Source organism: Bacillus cereus (genome assembly GCF_007678085.1).
GTDB classification, from domain to species: domain Bacteria; phylum Bacillota; class Bacilli; order Bacillales; family Bacillaceae_G; genus Bacillus_A; species Bacillus_A cereus_BE.
Genome location: NZ_VEDW01000005.1, coordinates 155708 through 181559 on the forward strand (window position 1 = coordinate 155708; position 25852 = coordinate 181559).

The following is a 25852-nucleotide window of genomic DNA, read 5'->3' on the forward strand; positions in this document are numbered from 1 at the left end:
GGGAGTGAATATACAAATTTCGACAAAAAAATGACGAATGAAATACTGATAAGGAATGATATCAGACCTTTATAGAATGTGACTTGTTACGTAGTTCTTTATAAAATAGGTACATACAAAAAATATGCAGTGAAATGCTTAAACTATTTTATACTGATCGGTATTTTTGCAATGTGCAAAGAATTGTTATAAAGGTGAGTTTTACGATACATACTAACCAAAATAATGTATCCCATTGTAAAAAATTCTTTCGTATTGAGGTAGTAATAAAATGTAGCTTGAATTTGGTCAGGATGAAGAAAATATGTACTGTCTAAAAGAGTATACAATTCGTAGATTAAAGCGAAGATAGCGTTTTATAATAAATAGAACGCATTCCTTTAATCGATGCTATTAAATAAAAAAAGAAGGTACTCCCTTGATCATCTTTTATGAGAGATAATCATCAATAACCTTCGTTAAAAATTATATACGTAAATGAAAAAGAGTTCAACCGTATTGCCTCTTTTCAAAAAAGTATGTAAAAAGAACCGCTTCCTACTAAGAAGCGGTTCTTTTTTATATTTCTGTTAAGATTATCGGCTCGCCGCGTGTTACGACAACTGTATGTTCACATTGTGCAACAAGACTTTTATCAGGTGTAACGAATGTCCAACCGTCATCGCCACGTTCAATAATGTGATCAGCTTTCATAGAAATGAATGGTTCTACAGCGATAACAAGACCGTCTTTTAGAAGTGCATTATCCATTGGGTCAAAGTAGCTTAAAATGTGGTTTGGTGCTTCATGTAAGCTAAGACCAATACCGTGACCAGTTAAGTTTTGAATCACATTGTATCCATTTTTATGTGCAAAGTTTGAAACAGCACGACCAATTTGGTTTTGTTTTGAACCAGCTTTCACCTTTTTCATTGCTGCCCAAAATGCATCAACCGCTGCTTGGCAAAGCTTTTCTTTTGCTTCATCTTCTCCAAGTACAAATGAAATACCTGTATCTGCATAATAACCATCAAGTGCAGCAGATACGTCAACATTTACTAAGTCGCCTTCTTTTAATACGCGATCTCCTGGAATACCGTGAGCAACTTCTTCGTTTACACTAATACAAGTTACACCTGGGAAATCATATTCTTTTTCAGGTGCAGAAATAGCACCATGCTCATCTAATACTTTTTTACCGATCAAATCAAGCTCTTTCGTTGTCATACCTGGCTTCGCTTCTTTTTTCATTTCTTCACGTGCAAGCGCAACGATGCGGCCGATTTTTCGTAAGCCTTCTAAATCTTGTTCATTACGAATAATCATGAAAACCACTGTCCTTCCTCGAATGTATATCTTACCCGATTGTATCATGTTTATTTTCGTCCTGCTACTCGCTTGCGGTATGTGAGTTGATTCCTCTCATAAGGAATACATGACAATTGTCATATCGATGTCATGACGCATCATACTGTTTCCTAAGTTTTCCAAAACGTACAATATAAATATAAGAAACAGCGGGGGTGGAGAGATGGAAAAGATTATAGAAGTAAATGGTGTTTCTAAAACATTTAAATATAAAAAGGCAGTAAATAACGTTTCATTTCATGTGAATAAAGGAGAAATAGTAGCACTGCTTGGACCAAATGGTGCAGGGAAAACGACGACGATGTCGATGATGCTTGGATTAAAGGATCCGACGGAAGGAAATGTTTCTATATTTGGAAAGAGTCCAAAGCATAGGGACGTTCGTAATAGCTTCGGTGCGATGTTACAAGAAGTAAGTGTCATTGATAGCATTACAGTAGAAGAGGCGATTGAGTTATTCCGTAGTTATTATACGAATCCGGTAGCGAAAGAAACGTTGCTACAGTTATCAAATTTAGAATCAGAGCGAAAGCAAAGATGTGAGAAATTATCAGGTGGTCAAAAGAGAAGGTTAAATTTTGCGCTCGCACTTGCAGGAAATCCAGATTTGCTATTTTTAGATGAGCCGACAGTGGGGATGGATATTACGTCTCGAAGAACGTTTTGGGAAACAATTCGAAAGCTAGCAAGTGAAGGGAAAACAATTATTTTAACAACGCACTATTTAGAAGAAGCGGATGCATTGGCGAATCGTATTTTATTGTTTGCGAATGGAAAGATTATCGCAAACGGTACGCCAGACGAGATGAAAGCGACGATTTCACGAAAAACAATTACGTTTTATTCGAAGGAAAGTATTCCTGCAAAATTACTAAAAGAATTACCAAATGTAACAGAAGTACAGTCAAACGAAGGGCACTTCACTTTAATAACCGAAGATACAGATGCAACTTTAAAAGCAATTTATCAAAAGAACTTACCTGTAACAAATATTTCAGTTGAACGTGGAAGTCTTGATGAAGCATTTGAACAGTTTGTCGCAAATCAGAAGGGGGAAATCGCATGAAAGCTTTATGGATGCAATGCAAAATAGAAATTTTACGTACGTTCCGCAATAAATTATTTATCTTTTTCTCATTATTAATGCCAGTTATGTTTTACTACATTTTCACAAATGTTATTCAAGTGCCACAAAATGGAGATGCGTGGAAAGCACATTATTTAATCTCAATGGCGACGTTTAGTATTGTAGGGACGGCACTTTTTAGTTTCGGTGTAAGGATTTCTCAGGAAAAGGGGCAAGGGTGGACACATTTGTTGAAAATTACACCACTTCCAGAGGGAGCGTATATAACAGCAAAGATTATTGCTCAAACAGTAGTGAATGCTTTTTCAATCTTAGTTATCTTTATCGCAGGAATATTAATTAATCATGTTGAGTTAACAGTAGGGCAATGGATTGGTGCTGGATTGTGGTTGTTGTTAGGAGTGACACCATTTTTAGCGTTAGGAACAGTAATAGGTTCTATTAAGAAGGCGGATGCAGCAGCGGGTTTAGCGAATATTTTAAATATGAGTTTAGCTGTAATTGGCGGTCTATGGATGCCGATCGAAGTATTCCCGAAAATATTAAGAACGATTGGTGAATGGACACCAACATATCATTTCGGAAGCGGTGCATGGGATATTGTAGCTGGAAAATCAGTTGGTTGGGAAAATATCGCGGTATTAGGAGGTTATTTCCTTATATTTGTTGTAGTATCAATATATATAAGAAAAAGACAGGAAGCGGTATAAATGATAGAGAAGAAGAGGATTGAGATTTTTCCGAAACATATGGGTTTCTTCCCGTATATGTGGCTTGTGTATCTGTTGTTTCCAATTTACCATTTAGTGCAGGCGTCAGGGTGGAAGCTTGTAATTGGAAGCGGTATGTTGATAGTTTTTATTATCACATACCGTCAGCTTTATTTTGTGCAGAGGACGTTTGTTGTTTGGGCATGTATTCAAATGGTACTTATCTTTTTATTTGCTTTATTTTATAATCCTTTCATGATATTCTTTGGCTTTTTCACGGCAAGTGCGATGGGATTTACGCCAAATAAGAAAGTGTTTCGAGTGCTATTATGTTTGTTAGTTATAATGCTTGGGGCATTTTTATTTGTAAATATGAATCAATTAACAACTACAAGTTTAGTAAATATCGTTCCGATGTTTATTTTAATGCTCCTTACGCCATTTGGAATGCGTAATTTTAATCAGAAAAAGATGTTAAGAAATCAATTAAACGAAGCGAATGAGCAAATTAAGGACTTAGTAAAACGTGAAGAACGGCAGCGGATTGCAAGAGATCTTCATGACACGTTAGGGCATACGTTATCACTCATTACTTTAAAAAGTCAGCTTGTGGAGAAGTTAATTGTAAAAAATCCGGAGCGTGCAAGTGTGGAAGCAAAGGAAATTACGCAAACATCTCGTACCGCTTTAAAGCAGCTAAGGGAATTAATTTCTGATATGCGTATGATTACAGTGGAAGAAGAGCTTGAGCAAATAAAAGCAATCTTACACGCTGCTACTATTGAATTAGAAATAAAACAAGAAACGAGTGCAAGTTCGTTATCACCAATTGAACAAAATATTTTAGGAATGTGTTTACGAGAGGCTGTGACGAATGTTGTAAAGCATAGTAAGGCAACGCGTTGCACAGTTTCTGTACTGGAATCACAAGGTGAATTAATTTTGACAGTAGAAGATAACGGAATCGGTTTAGCAGATCAAAACCACGATGGAAATGGCATTCGTGGTATGAAAGAGCGCATCGCTCTTATTGATGGGTTTGTTGAACTGAGTACGGTCAATCCAGGGACACTATTAATAGTAAAAATACCAGTCGTCATTAGAACAGGAAAAGATGAGGTGAGGGCATGATTCGAATTATTATTGCAGAAGATCAGCGGATGCTTCGTGGTGCATTAGGGGCCCTACTGGATCTAGAAGATGATATTGAAGTAATTGGGCAAGCCGCGAACGGGGAAGAGGCGTTAAAATTAATAGAATCGCTAAAACCTGATGTAAGCATTATGGATATTGAAATGCCAATTCAAAGTGGATTAGATGTTGCGGAAACGTTACAGAAAGAAAAATCAGCATGTAAGGTAATGATTTTAACAACATTTGCACGCCCTGGATATTTTGAACGAGCAATGAAAGCTGGCGTGCACGGATATTTATTAAAAGATAGCCCAAGTGAAGATTTAGCTGCATCTATTCGTAATGTAATGAAAGGAAAGCGAGAGATTTCTCAAGATTTAATGTTCGGCTTATGGCAGGAGCAAAATCCGTTATCAGATCGCGAAAAAGAAGTATTGCTACTTGCGAAAGAAGGAAAGACGGCAAATGAAATTGCGAAGGCACTTTATCTTTCACCCGGCACAGTGCGTAATTACATTTCTGAAGTATTAACGAAGCTCGATGCGAAAAATAGAATTGAGGCAATTACAATTGCGGAAGAAAAGGGATGGATATGAAAAGAAGTTTACCTATGAGTGGTAAACTTCTTTTTTCTTATAAACAAGTATTTCAATAGAGAGTTTCGTCGCAGTTGCATCGCTCAGAATTTGAAGTATATCGCGTAATTTAGATTTTACTTCATTTTTCGACAAAAAATTTGTTATAGTAAGATTAGGTTGTTGGTCTAAATTTTGGACAACTTTACCACTAACAGTTGTAATTACTCCATTTTTATCTACTTTTACAATAAGATCTTGGCAATATACTTTGTAATTTTTGTAAGTTTGTGCAAGGTGAACTTCGGTTTGATTTTCTTTTGTTTCTTTATTGGTAGGTTGGGAATCTACATTCATTTCAGTTGTCACTCACTCTTGTTGAGCTTTAGCCTCGTTTATCTCACTCTTTAAATACTTTTTCGCCATATATTTTTGTATCATTTTGAGGTTGTGTTAATTTTTAAATCGTTAAACTAGGCTGAGCGATTTCAACTTTTACTTCATTTCTATCTAGTTCTTGGGTGTGGATATCTTCTGCTGATAAAGGATAAAGAAGACCGAATGTAACGAAAGCATGGGCAAATTTTCTATAATTTATCTATAAAATTACTAGTCTATTATATTATGTGAGATGGATTGTATGAAAAATTTGCCGAATTTTATATATATTATGCATTATTTCATATCAAAAATTGTCGAATTCACATTATGGTAGTGGTATGACAACTTAACAAATTAGATTGTTATAATGGGATGGTGAGTAAGTATGCACGCAGAAAAATTAGGAAGTGAAATTAAGAAGATTAGGGTAATGAGGGGATTAACACAAAAACAGTTATCCGAGAACATATGTCATCAATCGGAAGTGAGTCGAATTGAATCGGGCGCGGTATACCCAAGTATGGATATATTACAAGGTATTGCAGCAAAATTACAAGTTCCCATTATTCACTTTTATGAAGTACTTATTTATTCTGATATTGAAAGAAAAAAACAGTTTAAAGATCAAGTCATTATGCTGTGTAAGCAAAAAAAATATAAAGAGATTTATAATATAGTATGGAATGAGCTGAAAAAGGAAGAATATCATCCTGAATTCCAGCAGTTTCTTCAATGGCAATATCATGTAGCAGCTTACATATTGAAGAAAATTGATTACGAATATTGTATTTTAGAATTAAAAAAATTGTTAAACCAACAATTAGCTGGAATAGACGTATACCAAAATCTCTATATAGAGAATGCAATTGCAAATATTTATGCTGAAAATAATTATTTTAAGAAAAGTATTGAGTTATTTGAAGATATATTAAAACAATTAGAGACATTGCATGATAATGAAGAATTCGACGTGAAGGTAAGATATAATCATGCAAAAGCATTATACTTAGATGAGCAATATGAAGGGTCACTTTATCAAGTAAATAAAGCAATTGAAATATCATGCCGAATTAATAGTATGGCATTAATTGGACAGTTATATTATCAAAGAGGCGAATGCCTAGGAAAATTGGGGTATGATGAGGCAGAGATTGAAGATGCATATAAAAAGGCAAGTTTCTTTTTTGATATATTAGAGATGCATGCATATAAAGAAGCGCTCGCAGATAAAATCAGCAGATAGATAACCTAAAAAATGGATATGCATAATTGCATAGGATATGGATAAAATTTCATGATATATTAAAATAAAAAAATGTGGGTGATGGAATATGAAGAAACTACTTATTGGTAGCCTATTAACGTTAGCAATGGCATGGGGTATTTCATTAGGTGATACAGCATTAGAGAAAAGCCAAGTAATTTCTCATAATGATCAAGAGGTACAATTAGCAGGAGATCTACCTTTTGAATATTAAAAAACAACCGTCTTACTTAGACGGTTGTTTTTTTGTGGAGTAACCTCCAAACATCTTTACTAGAAACAGGCTTGCTAATAAAGAATCCTTGAATGTGGTCACAGTTTTGTTCATATAAAAACTTCCATTGTTCTTCCGTCTCTACACCTTCTGCAATAACTTCTAAATTTAGTTCTTTTGATAGTGTAATGATGGAAGAGATAATTGCTTCCTCTAAAGGGCTATTTGTAATTCCACAAATAAACTCTCGAGCAATTTTTAATGTATTGATAGGATATTTTGTTAAATAAGCTAAAGAACTATAACCCGTTCCGAAGTCATCGATTGAAATTTGAATACCGAGATTTTGCAGCTGTTCTAGTTTGGAAATGACAGATTGATTTTGATTAATAGCGATACTTTCTGTAATTTCGATATCTAGTGCTTCAGGTTTGAGTTCGGTTTCTTCTAGCACTTTTGAAATAGTATGAATTAAATTTGCATGGTTAAATTGAACAACAGATAAATTTACACCAACTTTTAAGTGAGCAAAACCTTGATTATGCCATCTTTTTGCCTCTAAGCAAGCGGTACGTAAAATCCAATTTCCAAGTTCAATAATAAATCCAGTTTCCTCCGCTAGAGGAATGAATTGGACAGGAGATACGATGCCGAGTTTTGGATGTTTCCAACGAATTAACGCTTCAAAACCGATAATTTGTTTTGAAGCTGTACTTACTTGTGGCTGGTATTCAAGGAAAAATTCATTTTGTTGTAATGCCTTTGTAAGTTCGCCTTCTAAGAATTGGATCTCATTTTGGGCGATACTCATTTCTTTTGAGAAGAAAACAAATCTGTTTTTTCCATTTGCTTTCGCGCGATACATAGCCATATCAGCATTTTTCATTAATTCTGTTACATCTGTTCCATAATCAGGGTACATTGCAATTCCGATACTCGGTGTAATAGACAGTTCTTCATCTTTAATGAAGAATGGTTTGTTTAAAATGGTTAAAATTTGTTCAGCTATAAAAGCCGCACTTTTCTCTGAGTACATATCTGGTAATAGAATTGTAAACTCATCTCCACCTTGGCGAGCAACGACATCCTTTGAACGCAAACAACTGCGTAATCTTTTTGCTACTTCAATTAATAATAGATCTCCGACATCGTGACCAAGTCTATCGTTTATTTTTTTGAATCGATCTAAATCAAGGAACATGACGGCAACATCATTCGCGCTAGTTTGAGCTGTATTTAAAATGTTTTTTAAATCTTTTTCGAACTTTCGGCGATTTGGTAATCCAGTAAGTGCATCGTGAAAGGCTAAATGTTCTACTTGTTTTTGCTTTTCATATAAAGTTGTAATATCACGTGCTATGCCGAACATCCCAACAACTTCTTTGTTTATAAAAGTAGGGATGAGCGTAATATGAAGGTAATAGTAATAGCCTTCTTTTTCTTTTGTGCGAACTTCTAAAGTTTGTGGTCTACCTTCTTTTGTCATTTGCAAAGCTTTTCTTAGTAGATCATGGTCTTTTGAGTCAATAAAGTGTAGAAGAGAATAGCTTTCTACTTCACAATAGTAGGCAGTAAATAAGCTTTCACAAGCTGTATTAGATTTTTGGAAAATACCGTCCATATTTAAAGAGAAAACGGCATCAGGATGATCTTCGAACAACGATTTATAGCGTTGTTCACTCTTTGATAACGCAGATGCACCCTCTTCTACTTTGCCTTCTAGTTGTGTAGTCAACTGTTCGTATGTACCGATTAGTGCTTGATTATCTTTCCACATGTAAAGTTGCCGTAGGAATAATAAGATGAGTGATAATACTAGACCGATTAGCATAAACTTATCATCCCAAGGTTGAATAAGAATAAAGGAAAAGGTAATGATTATACTGAAATAGGGTAATATAAAGCGCACATAGTCGAATCGGTAATACTTCGTTTTCGTTTCATGCTGCATTGGTTTATCTAAAATGTATAGTATGGATGATAAACCGATTAATAAAATCGAAGCAGTATGTACTAAATAAGAGACTTCAGAAGAAGTTTCCATTCCGATATTTAGTTGGAGCAGATGTATATATCCGTACACAAGTATGATAGTAAAGCCGATAATTAATGAAATTCTGCTAGCAGAATATTCTTCTCTTCTATATAGGCTAATAACCGCGTAAATTACTAATGATTGTGCAATAAAATATCCGATTAAAACCCACTTATCTGTTGTTAACATACGAAAGTTTGAAAGGTCTAAAATAAAAGTTAAGGTAAAATAAATATTCATAATAACAATAAAGATGCTATCAAATGAAAATTGAGCAAGACCTCTAATAGAGTAATGTTTTATGAACTTGATAGCAAAGCCAGAGAAGAGCAAAATATATTGTACGATGAAAAAGGGCAATGCCTTATATGAGAATATAACTTGGTCGTATATAGAAAGTGAATGAAGAAATAAAGTTATCTCCATTGTCAATCCACATAGGCAAGTGCATAGTACTAAAACCCAAAATAGTTTGTCCCCACGCTTCATTTTCATAATTGCTTTATATAGGCAATAGCAAGAAAAGAGTGTGGCAAAACAAAATAAGAAGAGAATTCCAATTTCTTTTATATTCAAGTTCTTAGGAATAAGGAATATCCAAAGGGAAAATATAATTATGTACATCATGACAAAGTGTACATATTTTTTTTGATTAATCATAGTATGACTCCGTTTCAATAAAGTTGAATCACAGGTGGAAAATGCTAACTCCAATCATAGCATATAAAATAGGGTGTTTTTTATTAAAAAACTTACTTTTTTTGAAAAAAATAGCGCAATGTTACAATTCACCATTGTAACATTGCGCTTTTTATCCTTTTTATTCCTCTTATAGAGGAAATTTTATCTACTAATTGAAAAAGTGCTAAATCTTTTTGTTTACTTTCAATCATAATATCGAAATTCTGATTGGTTTTTTTTGCAATGTGTAAGAAAGGCTTAATAAATTCTAAATCAATATATGCAGCGTGAGCTCTAAATTCTTTCTCTGATTTAGGGGAAGAAATGTGAACTTTAGGAGAGATATTTGTATGTGACCAAGTTTCAAAAATTGCAGGAAGTAACTCTTCTAGTGGTTCCTCGCAAAGGTTGGCCATATGATGATGATAATCAAATACAAATGGGATTTTTTCTTTTTGGCAAATAGATAAAGTTTCAGCAGTTGTATATGTTTTATCATCATTTTCGAGTGTCATTTGCTTCTTTATATGTGCAGGAAGTTTTTTTATATTTTCATGGAAACGTCCAACCGCTTCTTCTTTATTTCCATAGGCACCACCTACATGGATGTTAATATAAGAAGAATCTGCAATTCCTATTGCATCCAATACTTTATAATGATAGGTCATATCTGTAATCGCGTTAGTTGTAATATGTGGCTTGTCGCTTGTAAATAGCGTAAATTGATTTGGATGAAAACTTATTCGTAAATTGTGTTCTTTAATTAATGCCCCAATTTTACGCCAAAGCGGTGTAAATGCCTCGATATAATCAAAATCGACTTCCGGATGTGTTGCAAGTGGGACAATGGAAGAAGATAAGCGATATAACGGAATTTCATGCGCTATATTGTAATGAAGAATACGTAGTGTATGCTCAAGATTCTGCCTTGTAACATCGTATAATTTATCTTCACGCTCTTGTTTACTAAGCTTTTGAAAGCTTGTAAATGTCATCGTTTTGGCAGGAGAACAGTCCCAGAGTGCCATTGCATGTGAGACATATCCGAACCGCATAATCATATGTGATACACCTCTTTTTACTCAGTATCTTTCCTATAAGAAGAAGGAAAGTATCGTTCCTATCCATTCTTTCCCTCTATCAATAAGAGAAAGGCTGCTAACATCTTTAAAGGAAAGCAAGGACGCGTTTTCTAAATCTTCATGGAATCTGTTTTTTACTATTTGTATAAAATGTTTATCATATAAAAGGCAGTTGATTTCATGATTAATATATAAACTTCTCATATCAAAGTTTGCAGTTCCGATATCACAAATATAATCGTCCGCTATAATAACTTTGGCGTGAAAGAAACCTTGTTGAAATGCGTAAATATTACACCCGGCTTGTATTAACTTTCGACAATATGGAAATTTTGCTTCTCGAACAAGGGCGTGATCGGCCTTTTCTGGAACGAGAATCGTGATTTGAACCCCACGTTTTCGTGCTTTTAATAATGCGTTCATTATTTTTTTTCCAGGAATGAAATATGGTGTACCGATAAAGAGTTCTTCTTTCGTATTTTCAATTAAGTGTAAAAAAGTATGTTGTAAATAAGCCCCATCGGTCGGAATAAATTGATGTTGGATGGTACCAGGTTGCAGTTTCGGAAAATAAAGAGAAGCATCCAATAAATTTTGGTTTGTATCATCAAACCAGTCATGTAAAAATTGTTTTTGTAAATCTTGTACTCCTTCGCCTGTAAGGCGTAAATGATAGTCTCTCCATAATCCTAAACGTTCATTATGTCCCAAATACTCTTCACCGATATTAAATCCACCGATATAACCAATTTTTCCGTCAATTACTGTAATTTTCCTGTGGTTGCGCTGATTGGCAGAAAAGAAAAGGAACGGAAATTTCACTTTATGACAAAATGAAAAAGAGACGCCGTGTTTTTGTAGGGAACGAATTGCCTCGTTTGATAAATAATGGCTTCCAAATCGATCGAGTAGAAGTCTTACTTCAATTCCTTCCTTTGCTTTATCGATAAGTAACTTTAAAAATTCACGACTAATTTTATCGTTTTTTACAATGAAGAACAAAACGTGTATATGGTGCCTTGCTTGTTGTATATCAGTAAATAAAGCATCATATAAATCCTGTCCGTATGTATAAAGGTGAAAATTACTTTGACGTAAAGGGAAAGTACGAGAGCGCACACGCTTTAAATGAAGAATCCTCCCATATAAAAGGTCAATTGTGATCCAAAGAATAACGCATATTAACAAGAGAGATAAGAAGAACATAAGTGAATTCCCTCCTTTGCATTCTTTTCACCTTCATTTTGTTGGCTGGCCGTAAAAGCCCGATTGGTGAGGGCTAATAATTCAGTGGAGAATGAACAGCTCCCTACTGAATTAAAGTTTCACTTTATAGTTTCACCGAAATAAACAGCTTTATGAAAAAATATGTTGTTGTATAACAAAAAACTGTTGACTGAATGCTCACTCATTATATAATGAAGATAGGGGAAAAAATTCAGAAAATTATATGTTTTTGAAGATTCTAAAAAAGAAAGAGGGCTTACAAAGAGAGGGGTAGCATAAAAATGAATAGCTTACTGATCATGAATTGGCTGGCTGCCATTGCTGTTATTGCTTATGCGGGATATTTGTTTGTGTATCTTATACGAACGAGAATGGCCTACATACAGTTAGGAAAAAAGATTGAATTTGACCGTCGTTTTAAAGAGCGTTGGGATCTTCTTAAGGTCAATGTTTTCGGTCAGAAAAAGCTGCTGAAAGATAAAAAGAGCGGCATTATTCACGTTATGTTCTTTTACGGATTTATTCTTGTCCAATTTGGAGCAATTGACTTCGTTTGGAAAGGACTCGCACCAGGATCACATCTTCCACTTGGACCACTATACCCTGCATTTACATTCTTCCAGGAAATTGTCACACTTGTTATTTTAATTGCAGTCTTTTGGGCTTTTCATAGACGTTATGTTGAGAAGCTAGTTCGTTTAAAACGTAATTTCAAATCAGGCCTTGTCCTTATCTTTATTGGTGGCTTAATGATTTCTGTGCTACTCGGTAATGGAATGGGAATTATATGGCACGGCGAAGAGCTTTCATGGAGTGAACCAATCGCTTCTGCAATCGCTTACGTTTTCTCGGGAATAAATGAAACCGTAGCCATTTCTGTATTCTATTTCTCTTGGTGGGTGCATCTACTAATTTTGTTAACGTTCTTAGTGTATGTTCCACAATCAAAACACGCGCATTTAATTGCGGGACCAGCTAACGTTTTCTTCGGTCGTCTTTCAAATCCAGGGAAACTTGAAAAGATTGACTTTGAAGATGAAACGCAAGAAACATTTGGTGTTGGTAAAATCGAAGATTTTAGACAAAATCAGCTTATTGATTTATACGCTTGCGTAGAGTGTGGTCGCTGTACAAATATGTGCCCGGCAACAGGAACAGGGAAAATGTTATCGCCGATGGATTTAATTTTGAAACTCCGCGATCATTTAACTGATAAAGGGGCAGCAGTGACATCAAAAGCACCGTGGGTTCCAGTAGTTGCTTTTAATAATACACAAGGAAATCAGTTAGCGATGATGGCAGCTGGAAAAGGGCAACAAGAATCAGCGGCTACAACGCTAGCTTACGATCCGAGTTTAATCGGAGATGTTATTACAGAGGAAGAAATTTGGGCTTGTACAACGTGTCGTAACTGTGAAGACCAGTGTCCGGTTATGAATGAGCATGTTGACAAAATTATCGATTTACGCCGCTACCTCGTTTTAACAGAAGGAAAGATGGACGCGGAAGCGCAGCGTGCGATGACAAACATTGAGCGTCAAGGGAATCCGTGGGGACTGAATCGTAAAGAGCGTGAAACTTGGCGCCAAGGTGATGATGAAGTAACGGTTCCAACTGTAAAAGAAAAATCGAAAGCTGGCGAGGAGTTCGAATATTTATTCTGGGTTGGTTCAATGGGATCATATGATAATCGTAGTCAGAAGATTGCGATATCGTTTGCGAAGTTAATGAACGAAGCAGGCATTTCATTCGCGATACTTGGTAATAAAGAAAAGAATTCTGGAGATACACCGCGACGTCTTGGAAATGAATTTGTTTTCCAGGAGATGGCAACAAAGAATATCGAGGAATTTGAAAAAGCAGGAGTGAAGAAAATCGTTACGATTGATCCTCACGCTTATAACACATTTAAAAATGAGTATCCAGACTTTGGCTTGCAAGCAGAAGTCTATCATCATACAGAATTGTTAGCTCAGTGGGTGAAAGAAGGACGCTTAAAACCTGTTCACGCTATTGAGGAAACAGTTACGTACCATGATTCCTGTTATTTAGGAAGATACAACGAAGTATACGAAGCGCCACGCGATATTTTGAAAGCAATTCCTGGTGTGAATCTTGTAGAAATGGCACGTAACCGTGAAACAGGAATGTGTTGTGGCGCAGGTGGTGGCTTAATGTGGATGGAAGAGACAGCAGGTTCACGTATTAACGTTGCTCGTACAGAACAAGCGCTAGCTGTGCAACCATCCATTATCGGTACAGGTTGTCCATATTGCTTAACGATGATTAGTGATGGGACGAAAGCGAAAGAAGTAGAAGAGCAGGTTCAAACTCTTGATGTAACAGAGATTTTAGAACGCTCTGTTATCGGACAGAAGAAAGAAGCAATGTAATCTGCAAGCATGAATACAACTTTAGAGAGAGGTGCAATCATTGCACCTCTTCTCAACGTAACAATACCGAGCGAGCGCTCGGTGCTAAAAAAAGAGATGGGGGAAATAGATATGAGTAAAACAGTTATTTTAAGTGCCGCAAGAACACCGGTTGGGAAATTTGGAGGATCTTTAAAAGACGTGAAAGCAACAGAACTTGGGGGAATTGCAATTAAAGCAGCGCTTGAAAGAGCAAACGTTTCTGCTAATGATGTTGAAGAAGTTATATTCGGAACGGTTATTCAAGGTGGACAGGGACAAATTCCATCACGCCAAGCTGCGAGGGCTGCTGGAATTCCTTGGGAAGTGCAGACGGAAACAGTGAATAAAGTTTGTGCATCAGGGCTTCGTGCGGTTACGTTAGCGGATCAAATTATCCGTACTGGCGATCAATCACTTATTGTAGCTGGTGGTATGGAGTCGATGAGTAACAGTCCTTACATTTTACGCGGAGCAAGATGGGGATACAGAATGGGGAACAACGAAGTAGTTGATTTAAACGTTGCTGACGGTTTAACATGCGCATTTTCAGGTATACACATGGGTGTTTATGGCGGAGAAGTTGCGAAGGAAGATGGAATCTCTCGCGAAGCACAAGATGAATGGGCATATCGTAGCCATCAACGTGCGGTGTCAGCGCATAAAGAAGGACGTTTTGAAGAGGAAATTGTGCCAGTAACGATTCCGCAAAGAAAAGGCGATCCGATTGTCGTTGCAAAAGATGAGGCGCCACGTGAAGATACAACGATTGAAAAATTAGCGAAATTAAAACCTGTATTTGATAAGACGTCAGCAGTGACAGCGGGAAATGCACCAGGACTAAATGATGGTGGTGCTGCACTTGTACTAATGAGCGAAGACAGAGCAAAGCAAGAGGGAAGAAAACCATTAGCGACAATTTTGGCACATACAGCAATTGCAGTGGAGTCTAAAGATTTCCCAAGAACGCCAGGTTATGCAATTAACGAATTGTTGAAAAAAACAGGCAAGACAATTGAAGATATCGATTTATTCGAGATTAATGAAGCATTTGCAGCGGTAGCAATTGCAAGTACAGAGATTGCAGGAATTGACCCAGACAAATTGAATGTAAATGGCGGCGCAGTGGCAATGGGACATCCGATTGGAGCAAGTGGAGCGCGTATTATCGTTACACTTATCCATGCACTGAAGCAGCGTGGCGGCGGAATTGGAATTGCTTCTATTTGTAGCGGTGGCGGTCAAGGTGACGCAATTATGATTGAAGTTCGTTAATTTACGTGTAGGTGATTATTGATTTATTAACAATTTATATTAAGGGGGAAGAAAGAATGGGTGTACAAAAAATAGTTGTAATTGGTGCGGGACAAATGGGATCGGGAATTGCGCAAGTATGTGCAATGGCAGGATATGATGTGAAGGTACAAGATTTAAAACAAGAGCAATTAGATAGAGGATTGGCTATTATTACGAAAAATTTAGCGCGCCAAGTAGAAAAAGGACGCATGAAGGAAGAAGAGAAGGAAGCAACGTTAAATCGCCTTACAGTAACGCTTAATTTAGATTGTGTAAAGGAAGCGGATCTTATTATTGAAGCAGCTGTTGAGAAAATGGATATTAAAAAGAAAATCTTTGCGAATCTAGATGAAATTGCTCCAGATCACGCAATTTTAGCGACGAATACGTCATCTCTGCCAATTACAGAAATTGCAGCGGTAACGAAACGTCCAGAGAAAGTAATCGGTATGCACTTTATGAATCCGGTTCCGGTTATGAAGCTTGTTGAAATTATTCGTGGTTTGGCTACAGATGATGTGGTATATGAAACGATTGAGGATATTACGAAGAAAATTGGGAAAGTACCAGTTGAAGTAAATGATTTCCCAGGGTTCGTATCGAACCGTATTTTATTACCAATGATTAACGAGGCGATTTATACGTTATATGAAGGTGTAGCGACGAAAGAAGCGATTGATGAAGTAATGAAACTCGGTATGAATCATCCGATGGGGCCTTTAACGCTTGCTGATTTTATCGGTTTAGATACATGTTTATACATTATGGAAGTGTTGCATGAAGGCTTAGGTGATAGTAAATATCGCCCATGTCCATTACTACGTAAGTACGTAAATGCAGGATGGTTAGGACGTAAAACAGGTCGTGGTTTCTACGTTTACGAATAAATTCCCCTTTGTTACAAAATAGTGGTCTTACCAAATTATTAAAAGGATATATAGCAAATGGAGGCGGAGTATATGAACTTTCGTTTTAATGAAGAGCAGCAAATGATGAGGAAAATGGTTCGAGATTTTGCACAGAAGGAAATAGCACCCTTTGTTCCGAGTATGGAACAAGGGGTGTTCCCAAAAGAGATTTTGCAGAAGATGGGTGAGCTTGGATTAATGGGAATTCCAGCGCCTGCAAAATACGGCGGTGCAGAAATGGATTTTATTTCTTACATTTTAGCAATTGAAGAAATCTCAAAGGTGAGTGCGACAGTTGGTGTAATTTTAGCTGTACATACGTCAGTTGGAATGAACCCGATTTTATATTTCGGAACAGAAGAACAGAAGCAGAAATATGTTTCTAAACTTGCGACTGGTGAATATTTAGGTGCATTTGCATTAACAGAACCAAATGCAGGATCAGATGCAGGGAGTTTGAAATCAAGAGCTGTAAAGAAAGGCGATCACTACATTATTAATGGATCGAAAGTATTTATTACAAATGGCGGCGAAGCAAGTACATACATTGTATTCGCTTCTACAAATCCAGAGGCAGGAAAAAGTGGGATTTCTGCATTTATAGTAGAGAAAGATACACCGGGCTTAATTATTGGCAAAGATGAGCATAAAATGGGACTTCTCGGTTCTCGTACTGTACAACTTACGTTCGAAGATATGAAGGTACCAGCTGAGAATTTACTTGGTGAAGAAGGACAAGGATTTAAGGTAGCGATGGCAAATTTAGATGTTGGACGAATTGGAATTGGTGCACAGGCTTTAGGAATCGCTGAAGCAGCGCTTGCATGTGCAATTGATTATGCGAAAGAACGTGAGCAATTCGGAAAGCCAATTGCGGCGCAGCAAGGGATTGGCTTCAAACTTGCAGATATGGCAACTAGTGTAGAGGCAGCGCGATTACTCGTATATAGAGCAGCATCGCTAAGAGCGCAAGGATTACCGTGCGGTAAAGAAGCATCTATTGCGAAGTTGTTCGCTTCTAAAATAGCTGTTGAAGTTGCGATTGAAGCGGTGCAAGTATTTGGTGGTTACGGTTATACGAAAGACTATCCAGTAGAACGATTTTTCCGTGATGCGAAAATCACGCAAATATATGAAGGAACGAGTGAAATACAAAAACTCGTTATTAGCCGAGCTTTATAAAAGAACTAGGGGGAGACGGGCATGCATTTTAAACTATCAGAAGAACATGAAATGATAAGAAAAATGGTTCGGGATTTTGCTAAGAACGAAGTAGCACCGACGGCAGCTGAGCGTGATGAAGAAGAGAGATTTGATCGTGCACTATTTGATCAAATGGCCGAGCTTGGTTTAACCGGCATTCCGTGGCCTGAAGAATACGGAGGAATTGGAAGCGATTACTTAGCATATGTAATTGCCATTGAAGAATTATCCCGCGTCTGTGCTTCTACAGGCGTAACATTGTCTGCACATACTTCACTTGCTGGTTGGCCCATTTTTAAATTTGGAACGGAAGAACAAAAACAAAAGTTTTTACGACCGATGGCAGAAGGAACGAAAATTGGCGCATACGGTTTAACGGAGCCAAGTTCTGGTTCAGATGCTGGCGGAATGAGGACAACTGCGAAACGAGATGGAGACCATTACATTTTAAATGGATCGAAAATATTTATTACAAATGGTGGCATTGCTGATATTTATGTTGTTTTTGCGTTAACTGATCCTGAATCGAAGCAGCGTGGCACGAGCGCGTTTATTGTAGAAAGTGATACACCAGGATTTTCAGTTGGGAAGAAGGAGAGTAAGTTAGGGATTCGCTCTTCACCAACAACTGAAATTATGTTTGAAGATTGCCGTATTCCTGTAGAGAACCTACTTGGGGAAGAGGGCCAAGGATTTAAAGTTGCGATGCAAACATTAGATGGTGGCCGTAATGGTATTGCGGCGCAAGCAGTTGGTATTGCACAAGGGGCTTTAGATGCTTCCGTAGAATATGCAAGAGAGCGTCATCAGTTTGGGAAGCCGATTGCGGCGCAGCAAGGAATTGGCTTTAAACTTGCAGATATGGCAACGGATGTGGAGGCGGCGCGTCTTCTAACATACCAAGCGGCTTGGCTTGAATCGGAAGGGCTTCCGTATGGGAAAGAGTCAGCGATGTCAAAGGTATTTGCAGGCGATACAGCGATGAAGGTGACGACTGAAGCGGTACAAGTATTTGGTGGTTACGGTTATACGAAAGATTATCCAGTAGAGCGTTATATGCGAGATGCAAAGATTACACAAATCTATGAAGGAACACAAGAGATTCAAAGGCTCGTAATTTCTCGTATGTTAACGAAGTAGGAGCAAAGGCGTAGGGATCTTCCTACGCTTTTTCCTTCCAAAAAATAATAGAGAGAGGTGAAGGGGATGGTTAAACATAATGTACATGCGTCCGTGAAAGATGAAAAATTAGTCGCGTTAAGGCGTGAACAAATGATTAAAGGTGCAGTGCAATTGTTTAAGCAAAAAGGATTTCCGCGTACAACAACGAGAGAGATTGCGAAGGCAGCTGGATTTAGTATCGGAACGCTTTATGAATACATTCGTACAAAAGATGATGTTTTGTATTTAGTTTGTGATAGTATTTATGAACATGTAAAGGAAAGATTAGAGGAAGTAGTTTGTACAGAAAAAGGGAGTATAGAAAGTTTAAAGATAGCAATAACGAATTACTTTAAAGTGATGGATGAATTGCAGGAAGAAGTATTAATAATGTATCAAGAGGTACGCTTTTTACCGAAAGAATCACTCCCGTACGTATTAGAAAAGGAGTTTCAAATGGTAGGAATGTTCGAGAATATTTTAGAACAGTGTACGGAAAATGGAACATTTACATTAAATAAAAAAGAAATACAGCTTCTTGCACATAATATTTTTATACAAGGACAGATGTGGGGATTTAGAAGATGGGCGCTGCAAAAACTATATACGCTCGAAGAATATACAGAAATGCAAATTAGGTATGTGTTACAAGGGGCCCATATGCTTCCGAAATAAAGAGTGGGCAAATTATAATTTTATTGCTATATAAAGTTTCACGTTTTTTTTGTAGCATATTTGTGCGACTTTTGTTTATAATGAATAGTATGGATTTTTTTAAGCAGACCGTTATATATAAGGTTATATTTGATGAAAGGAAGTGCCGCATAAGTGAATTTTAAGCAATATTCACCAGAAGAGCTAAAAGAATGTTCAATGATTGAAGTTGTACATAGCGTTTTAGGGGATAAAAAACAAGCAACGACATTCAACGAGTTGGTTCAAGAAATCGCTCAAGTGCTGGGACTATCTCAAGAGCAAGTTAATGCGAAACTCGCACAATTTTATACAGACTTAAACATCGATGGACGTTTCATTAATTTAGGAGAAAATCGTTGGGGGCTACGCAGCTGGTACCCATATGAGCAAATTGATGAAGAAATCTTGCCTCAACCAAAACCGAAGAAGAAACGTAAAGTTGAAGAAGACGGTTTTGACGACTACATTGAAGAAGATGAAGACTTCGACGATGCAGACGGAAATGAAGAAGATGTAGAAGATCTGGACAAGGTTCTTGAAGACGAAGACGGAGATGACGATGATCTTGATGATTTAGATGAAGATGAAGACGATGACTTCGCCGAAGAAGAACTTGAGTATGATGAAACTGAAGAAGAAGAAGAGGAAGAACTGTAGTTCTTGACTTTTCATTATCGTCCATGTAGAATCATTTTTGGGCTCTTTAAAAAAGGACGATAATACTTTTAAAGTGTAAATATAAAAGAAAATTGCTCCCTACTTATTACTTTATGTGATGAGGGGAGCAATTTTCTTTTTTGTTTTTTGTTTAGAAAATAAAAAGAGTCTAACAATAAGATGGATACAGTGTTATCTACATACGTTGCGCTTTGCAACGGTGATTATATAACAGCAAAATAGGAGGGAGCTTTTTCATGACTAAGTATATTTTTGTAACAGGCGGTGTAGTATCGTCTTTAGGAAAAGGTATTACAGCAGCATCTCTTGGAAGACTTTTAAAAAATCGTGGTTTAAACGTAACGATTCAAAAGTTTGATCCATACATTAACGTAGACCCAGGGACTATGAGCCCATACCAACACGGTGAGGTATTCGTAACAGATGATGGTGCAGAAACTGATTTAGACCTTGGTCACTATGAGCGTTTCATCGACATCAACTTAAACAAATACAGCAACGTAACAACAGGTAAAATTTACTCTTCAGTTCTTCAAAAAGAGCGTCGTGGTGAATACCTAGGAGGAACAGTTCAAGTTATTCCTCACATTACTAACGAAATTAAAGAGCGTGTATACCGTTCTGGTCGCGAAACAAACGCGGACGTTGTTATTACAGAAATTGGTGGAACTGTTGGTGACATCGAGTCTCTACCATTCTTAGAAGCAATTCGTCAAATTAAGAGCGACATCGGTCGTGACAATGTAATGTACATTCACTGTACGTTAATCCCGTACTTAAAAGCAGCGGGTGAAATGAAAACAAAACCAACGCAACATAGCGTTAAAGAGCTTCGTAGCTTAGGTATTCAACCAAATATTATCGTTGTTCGTACAGAATTGCCTGTTTCTCAAGATATGAAAGACAAGCTTGCATTATTCTGTGACATTGATACAAAAGCAGTTATCGAAGCACGCGATGCAGATACTTTATATGCGGTTCCATTATCTCTTCAAGAGCAAAATATGGACCAAATCGTTTGCGATCACTTAAAATTAGACAATCCAGCTGCGGATATGACAGAGTGGACTGCGCTAGTTGATAAAGTACGTAACCTTTCTAAGAAAACAAAAATCGCTCTTGTTGGTAAATACGTAGAGCTTCAAGATGCATACATTTCTGTTGTAGAAGCACTTCGTCATGCGGGTTATTCATTCGACACAGATGTAGAAGTGAAATGGGTAAACGCTGAGCACGTAACAGCAGAGAACGTACAAGAATTAGTTGGTGACACAGATGGTATCCTTGTACCAGGTGGCTTCGGCGATCGTGGTGTAGAAGGTAAAATCGTTGCAATTCAATATGCTCGTGAAAACAAAGTACCATTCTTAGGAATTTGCTTAGGTATGCAACTTGCATCAATCGAATTTGCACGTAACGTATTAGGATTAGAAGGAGCTAACTCTTCTGAAATTAATCCTGACACACCTTATGCAATCATTGACTTATTACCAGAACAAAAAGATGTAGAAGACTTAGGTGGTACACTTCGTCTTGGCCTATACCCATGTAAGCTTGCTGAAGAAACAAATGCTTACAGTGCTTACAATGAGCCGGTTGTATATGAGCGTCATCGTCATCGTTATGAGTTCAACAATCAATTCCGTCCGGATATGGAAAAAGAAGGATTTGTATTCTCTGGTACAAGCCCAGACGGTCGTCTAGTTGAAATCATTGAATTAAAAGATCACCCTTGGTTCGTGGCAGCACAGTTCCACCCAGAATTAGTTTCTCGTCCAAACCGTCCACAACCATTGTTCCATGACTTCGTAAGAGCTTCTATTACGAATAAAGAGAGCAAGTAATAAAAAAAGCGCCTGAAATAGGGCGCTTTTTTTAATATTCATTTAACATTTCATCGATTGTAAATTTGATCCCGTGATATGCAAATAAAGCTATCATTAAACTTGGGAATCCGTAACGATTGCCTTCATCGTCTGGAATAAGACCTTTTAACAGCTTTGTATCAATATGTACATCTGTATATTGTTCTAGTGATTCAGTACCTTCTTGAATAGCAGAGATGCCGACGATAGAGTGTCCATCTGCTTGAAGTTTTTTTGCCATTGCTACAACTTCTTCATCTGTTGAAAAACGGCTAATAAGAAGTACACGATCTGCAGAAGTTACTTCTACTTCTTTACCATTTTCAAATAATCGTTTTGCTTGCTTCATTGGTTCAGCACCAAATAGTGCTTCAGCAACAACGCCCTCCATTTCATTTGTACCATGTAAATAAATGAAACCTTCGCCAACTAATGCTTGAGCAAGTAGACGGGCGCTATCTTCTATATTCATTTCCTCTTTCTGAGAAACTCTGGAGAAATAACCACTTAATTGAGTTGAAAAAATTTTTAACATAATGTTACTCCCTTCGTACATGATTACCGGCTTTCATTATAGTTTATTTTTTTAGAAAGGTGAAATCGAAGGGTAGCATAACAAAATAGGAAACGGTAAAATAAGAAAGAATAGGAAGGAATTTGCCAAAGAATAGCGAAAATTAATCGTTAAGATATAAGAAGCTTTAAATCTTGTACTTACACAGAAAGGTTGGGAGTTATGGAAGGGAAAATTTTAATCGTTGATGATCAATATGGCATTCGTGTGTTATTACATGAAGTGTTCCAAAAAGAAGGTTATCAGACATTCCAAGCAGCAAATGGATTTCAAGCTTTAGATATCGTGAAAAAGGATAATCCAGATTTAGTAGTGTTAGATATGAAAATTCCAGGTATGGATGGTATAGAGATTTTAAAGCATGTAAAGGAAATTGATGAGAGTATTAAAGTAATTTTAATGACTGCTTATGGGGAGCTTGATATGATCCAAGAAGCAAAAGATTTAGGAGCTTTAATGCACTTTGCTAAACCGTTTGATATTGATGAGATTCGTCAAGCAGTGAGAGATCAGCTTGCTGTAGAGGCGTAAAAAATGAATTTTTTATAAAAAATATGGAAAAAAGCGTTTACATGGACTATTGAGCAGGTGAATACGGTTGAGTTTTTGAGTACAAGTTGTTATCCTATTGAGTGTAGAAAAAAGTCCGGTATGTAAATATACATATTTTACCTTATTCTGGTCATACTACCAGCGATAAGAACTTATCGGATACAAAAAACGTTTTTTAGGAGGATTCACCATGCCTTTAGTTTCTATGAAAGAAATGCTAAACAAAGCACTAGAAGGAAAATACGCAGTTGGTCAATTCAACATGAACAACTTAGAGTGGACTCAAGCTATCTTAGCTGCTGCGGAAGAAGAAAAATCTCCTGTAATCCTAGGTGTATCTGAGGGTGCAGCTCGTCATATGACTGGTTTCAAAACAGTTGTAGCTATGGTTAAAGCTTTAATCGAAGAAATGAACATCACTGTTCCTGTAGCGATTCACCTTGACCATGGTTCAAGCTTCGAAAAATGTAAAGAAGCAATCGATGCAGGTTTCACATCTGTAATGATCGACGCTTCTCACCACCCATTTGAAGAAAACGTTGAAACTACTAAAAAAGTAGTAGAATACGCACACGCTCGTAACGTATCTGTTGAAGCTGAGCTTGGAACAGTTGGCGGACAAGAAGACGACGTAATCGCTGAAGGCGTAATTTACGCTGACCCAGCAGAGTGTAAGCACCTTGTTGAAGCAACAGGTATCGATTGCCTAGCTCCAGCTTTAGGTTCTGTACACGGTCCTTACAAAGGTGAGCCTAACTTAGGATTCGCTGAAATGGAACAAGTTCGTGACTTCACTGGCGTACCTTTAGTATTACACGGTGGTACTGGTATCCCAACTGCTGATATCGTAAAAGCTATCTCTTTAGGTACTTCAAAAATTAACGTAAACACTGAGAACCAAATCGAGTTTACAAAAGCTGTTCGTGAAGTATTAAGCAAAGACCAAGAAGTTTACGATCCTCGTAAATTTATTGGACCTGGCCGCGACGCTATTAAAGCAACTGTTGCTGGTAAAATGCGTGAATTCGGTTCTAACGGTAAAGCGTAAGAATAAAATTCCGTTTTGGAAACCGTCTAGTCTTTTAGACGGTTTCCTTTCGTTGTATAATGAAAGCGTGAACAAGTCTAAAGATTTTCATCATTTTGTTTTTGAAATAGAAAATAATGTGCATAGTCCTATTAAATAAATGTGATAACGTATCTAAATTGATAAAGAAAATTCGATGAATAGTTAATCTTTATCTAGTCGTACTACAGGAGAAATGAAGATAATGGTTTCCTATTTATTGAGTGTTAGGGTGGAAAGAGTGATTGAGATTCTTAAGGGGAGCTTTCTATAAAGATATAGAAAGTAAATACATTCACAAGAAGGGAGCTCAATATGGAAAAATTGCTAATTGAAGGCGGAAGAGCTTTAAATGGAACAATTCGAGTGAGTGGTGCAAAGAATAGCGCCGTTGCACTAATTCCAGCGACAATTTTAGCAGATACTCCAGTAACTATTGGTGGTGTCCCTAATATTTCGGACGTGAAAATGTTAGGCGACTTGCTAGAGGAAATTGGAGGAAGAGTAACTTATGGACAGGAGGAAGAGATGGTAGTCGATCCTTCTAACATGGTTGCAATGCCTTTACCGAATGGAAAAGTGAAAAAATTGCGTGCTTCTTATTATTTAATGGGCGCGATGCTTGGCCGTTTTAAAAAAGCTGTTATTGGGCTTCCAGGTGGATGTCATTTAGGACCGAGGCCAATTGATCAGCATATTAAAGGGTTCGAAGCGTTAGGTGCACATGTTACGAACGAACAGGGTGCGATTTATTTAAGAGCAGATGAATTGCGCGGTGCACGTATTTATTTAGATGTTGTTAGTGTAGGAGCTACAATTAATATTATGCTAGCAGCTGTGCGAGCGAAAGGTAGAACTGTTATTGAAAACGCAGCGAAAGAACCAGAGATTATTGATGTAGCTACATTGTTAACAAGTATGGGGGCACGTATTAAAGGTGCTGGTACAGATGTAATCCGAATTGATGGTGTGGATTCATTGCACGGTTGTCACCATACGATCATTCCGGATCGTATTGAAGCGGGTACGTATATGATTTTAGGAGCTGCATCAGGAGGAGAAGTAACGGTTGATAATGTTATTCCTCAGCATTTAGAGTCAGTTACAGCGAAGTTAAGAGAAGCTGGTGTCCAAGTTGAAACGAACGATGACCAAATTACAGTGAACGGTAATAGAAAGTTAAAAGTAGTTGATATAAAAACACTTGTATATCCAGGATTCCCAACAGATTTACAACAACCATTTACGACGCTTTTAACAAAGGCGCACGGAACGGGTGTTGTAACGGATACGATTTACGGCGCACGCTTTAAACACATTGATGAATTACGTCGTATGAATGCACAAATTAAAGTAGAAGGTCGTTCTGCAATTGTAACTGGTCCTGTTTTATTGCAAGGTGCAAAGGTGAAAGCGAGTGATTTACGAGCTGGAGCGGCCCTTGTTATTGCGGGGTTAATGGCGGATGGAATTACAGAAGTAACCGGACTTGAGCATATTGATCGAGGCTATGAAAATATAGTAGACAAGCTTAAGGGCCTTGGCGCAAACATTTGGCGAGAACAAATGACAAAGCAAGAAATTGAAGAGATGAAGAACGCATAAGTGATACTTCCGCAAGGGGGAAGCGAAGCATCACTACTTGCGGAAGTACACTTTTATAGAAAAACACGGTTCACAAAATACGGCAGAAATATAAAGACTT

At 37.2% G+C, this 25852-nt stretch carries 23 protein-coding genes; 17 read left to right on the forward strand and 6 right to left on the reverse strand.

Features of this window, described 5'->3' with window-relative positions:
• Nucleotides 1-558 precede the first annotated feature (558 nt).
• The gene (map, locus tag FS742_RS21140) at nt 559-1353 is read right to left on the reverse strand and encodes a type I methionyl aminopeptidase (protein ID WP_002096176.1); all 795 of its coding nucleotides are present in this window, start codon (nt 1351-1353) and stop codon (nt 559-561) included.
• Between the two features lie 157 nt (nt 1354-1510).
• On the opposite strand from map, the gene FS742_RS21145 reads away from it, so the two are divergent.
• Genes FS742_RS21145 through FS742_RS21160 form a run of 4 tightly spaced genes read left to right on the forward strand, consistent with a single transcriptional unit; the run spans nt 1511 to nt 4874 of the window.
• The gene (locus FS742_RS21145; protein ID WP_144614889.1) at nt 1511-2413 is read left to right on the forward strand and encodes an ABC transporter ATP-binding protein; all 903 of its coding nucleotides are present in this window, start codon (nt 1511-1513) and stop codon (nt 2411-2413) included.
• Nucleotides 2410-3144, forward strand: a complete 735-nt coding sequence (locus FS742_RS21150) for an ABC transporter permease (protein WP_144614891.1) — start codon at nt 2410-2412, stop codon at nt 3142-3144. Before FS742_RS21145 ends, FS742_RS21150 begins: the two co-directional genes overlap by 4 nt.
• Nucleotides 3145-4275 (forward strand): sensor histidine kinase, encoded by a 1131-nt coding sequence (locus FS742_RS21155; protein WP_144614893.1) that lies wholly within the window; start codon nt 3145-3147, stop codon nt 4273-4275.
• Nucleotides 4272-4874, forward strand: a complete 603-nt coding sequence (locus FS742_RS21160) for a response regulator transcription factor (RefSeq protein WP_088113920.1) — start codon at nt 4272-4274, stop codon at nt 4872-4874. Before FS742_RS21155 ends, FS742_RS21160 begins: the two co-directional genes overlap by 4 nt.
• 12 nt (nt 4875-4886) lie before the next feature.
• Here the strand turns inward: FS742_RS21160 and FS742_RS21165 are convergent, their stop codons facing one another.
• On the reverse strand, nt 4887-5210 hold the full coding sequence (locus tag FS742_RS21165; protein ID WP_144614895.1) for a bacillolysin: 324 nt from the start codon (nt 5208-5210) through the stop codon (nt 4887-4889).
• Between the two features lie 409 nt (nt 5211-5619).
• On the opposite strand from FS742_RS21165, the gene plcR reads away from it, so the two are divergent.
• Both plcR and FS742_RS21180 read left to right on the forward strand, forming a co-directional pair.
• Entirely contained in the window at nt 5620-6477 is an 858-nt protein-coding gene (plcR, locus tag FS742_RS21175) for a transcriptional regulator PlcR (protein ID WP_061671862.1), read from the forward strand.
• 88 nt (nt 6478-6565) lie between these two features.
• Nucleotides 6566-6712, forward strand: coding sequence for a quorum-sensing peptide PapR (locus FS742_RS21180; protein WP_000734732.1), 147 nt, complete (start codon nt 6566-6568; stop codon nt 6710-6712).
• A 16-nt stretch (nt 6713-6728) separates the two neighbouring features.
• Here FS742_RS21180 and FS742_RS21185 read toward each other — a convergent pair whose 3' ends face one another.
• The 3 genes from FS742_RS21185 to cls form a co-directional block, all read right to left on the reverse strand.
• Nucleotides 6729-9407, reverse strand: coding sequence for a DUF4084 domain-containing protein (locus tag FS742_RS21185; RefSeq protein ID WP_144614897.1), 2679 nt, complete (start codon nt 9405-9407; stop codon nt 6729-6731).
• Nucleotides 9408-9535: 128 nt separating this feature from the next.
• On the reverse strand, nt 9536-10489 hold the full coding sequence (uvsE, locus tag FS742_RS21190; protein WP_144614899.1) for a UV DNA damage repair endonuclease UvsE: 954 nt from the start codon (nt 10487-10489) through the stop codon (nt 9536-9538).
• Nucleotides 10490-10522: 33 nt separating this feature from the next.
• Nucleotides 10523-11716: a cardiolipin synthase gene (cls, locus tag FS742_RS21195; protein WP_144614901.1), complete on the reverse strand. Its 1194-nt coding sequence runs from the start codon at nt 11714-11716 to the stop codon at nt 10523-10525.
• Between the two features lie 302 nt (nt 11717-12018).
• Here cls and FS742_RS21200 point away from each other — a divergent pair, with 302 nt between their 5' ends.
• From FS742_RS21200 to pyrG, 8 genes are all read left to right on the forward strand, one after another.
• Complete coding sequence (locus tag FS742_RS21200; RefSeq protein WP_144614903.1) at nt 12019-14130, forward strand: (Fe-S)-binding protein; 2112 nt, start codon at nt 12019-12021, stop codon at nt 14128-14130.
• Nucleotides 14131-14139: 9 nt separating this feature from the next.
• Nucleotides 14140-15423, forward strand: coding sequence for an acetyl-CoA C-acetyltransferase (locus FS742_RS21205; RefSeq protein ID WP_144614905.1), 1284 nt, complete (start codon nt 14140-14142; stop codon nt 15421-15423).
• Between the two features lie 56 nt (nt 15424-15479).
• On the forward strand, nt 15480-16331 hold the full coding sequence (locus FS742_RS21210) for a 3-hydroxybutyryl-CoA dehydrogenase (RefSeq protein WP_144614907.1): 852 nt from the start codon (nt 15480-15482) through the stop codon (nt 16329-16331).
• Between the two features lie 72 nt (nt 16332-16403).
• Complete coding sequence (locus FS742_RS21215) at nt 16404-17534, forward strand: acyl-CoA dehydrogenase (RefSeq protein ID WP_144614908.1); 1131 nt, start codon at nt 16404-16406, stop codon at nt 17532-17534.
• Nucleotides 17535-17555: 21 nt separating this feature from the next.
• Entirely contained in the window at nt 17556-18695 is a 1140-nt protein-coding gene (gene acdA / locus FS742_RS21220) for an acyl-CoA dehydrogenase AcdA (RefSeq protein ID WP_000545531.1), read from the forward strand.
• Between the two features lie 66 nt (nt 18696-18761).
• On the forward strand, nt 18762-19391 hold the full coding sequence (locus tag FS742_RS21225; protein ID WP_000238599.1) for a TetR/AcrR family transcriptional regulator: 630 nt from the start codon (nt 18762-18764) through the stop codon (nt 19389-19391).
• A 153-nt stretch (nt 19392-19544) separates the two neighbouring features.
• Nucleotides 19545-20069, forward strand: a complete 525-nt coding sequence (gene rpoE / locus FS742_RS21230) for a DNA-directed RNA polymerase subunit delta (protein WP_144614910.1) — start codon at nt 19545-19547, stop codon at nt 20067-20069.
• A gap of 257 nt (nt 20070-20326) precedes the next feature.
• A complete protein-coding gene (gene pyrG / locus FS742_RS21235; protein WP_144614912.1) occupies nt 20327-21934 on the forward strand; it encodes a CTP synthase in 1608 nt (535 codons plus the stop codon).
• Between the two features lie 31 nt (nt 21935-21965).
• Here pyrG and FS742_RS21240 read toward each other — a convergent pair whose 3' ends face one another.
• Nucleotides 21966-22490 carry a DUF2529 domain-containing protein gene (locus FS742_RS21240; protein WP_144614914.1) on the reverse strand — a complete coding sequence of 175 codons (525 nt, stop codon included), beginning with the start codon at nt 22488-22490 and terminating at the stop codon, nt 21966-21968.
• 201 nt (nt 22491-22691) lie between these two features.
• On the opposite strand from FS742_RS21240, the gene spo0F reads away from it, so the two are divergent.
• From spo0F to murA, 3 genes are all read left to right on the forward strand, one after another.
• Nucleotides 22692-23060 carry a sporulation initiation phosphotransferase Spo0F gene (spo0F, locus tag FS742_RS21245; RefSeq protein WP_000398592.1) on the forward strand — a complete coding sequence of 123 codons (369 nt, stop codon included), beginning with the start codon at nt 22692-22694 and terminating at the stop codon, nt 23058-23060.
• 211 nt (nt 23061-23271) lie between these two features.
• Nucleotides 23272-24129, forward strand: a complete 858-nt coding sequence (locus FS742_RS21250; RefSeq protein WP_144614916.1) for a class II fructose-bisphosphate aldolase — start codon at nt 23272-23274, stop codon at nt 24127-24129.
• Nucleotides 24130-24462: 333 nt separating this feature from the next.
• On the forward strand, nt 24463-25752 hold the full coding sequence (gene murA, locus FS742_RS21255) for a UDP-N-acetylglucosamine 1-carboxyvinyltransferase (RefSeq protein ID WP_144614918.1): 1290 nt from the start codon (nt 24463-24465) through the stop codon (nt 25750-25752).
• The last annotated feature ends 100 nt before the right edge of the window (nt 25753-25852 follow it).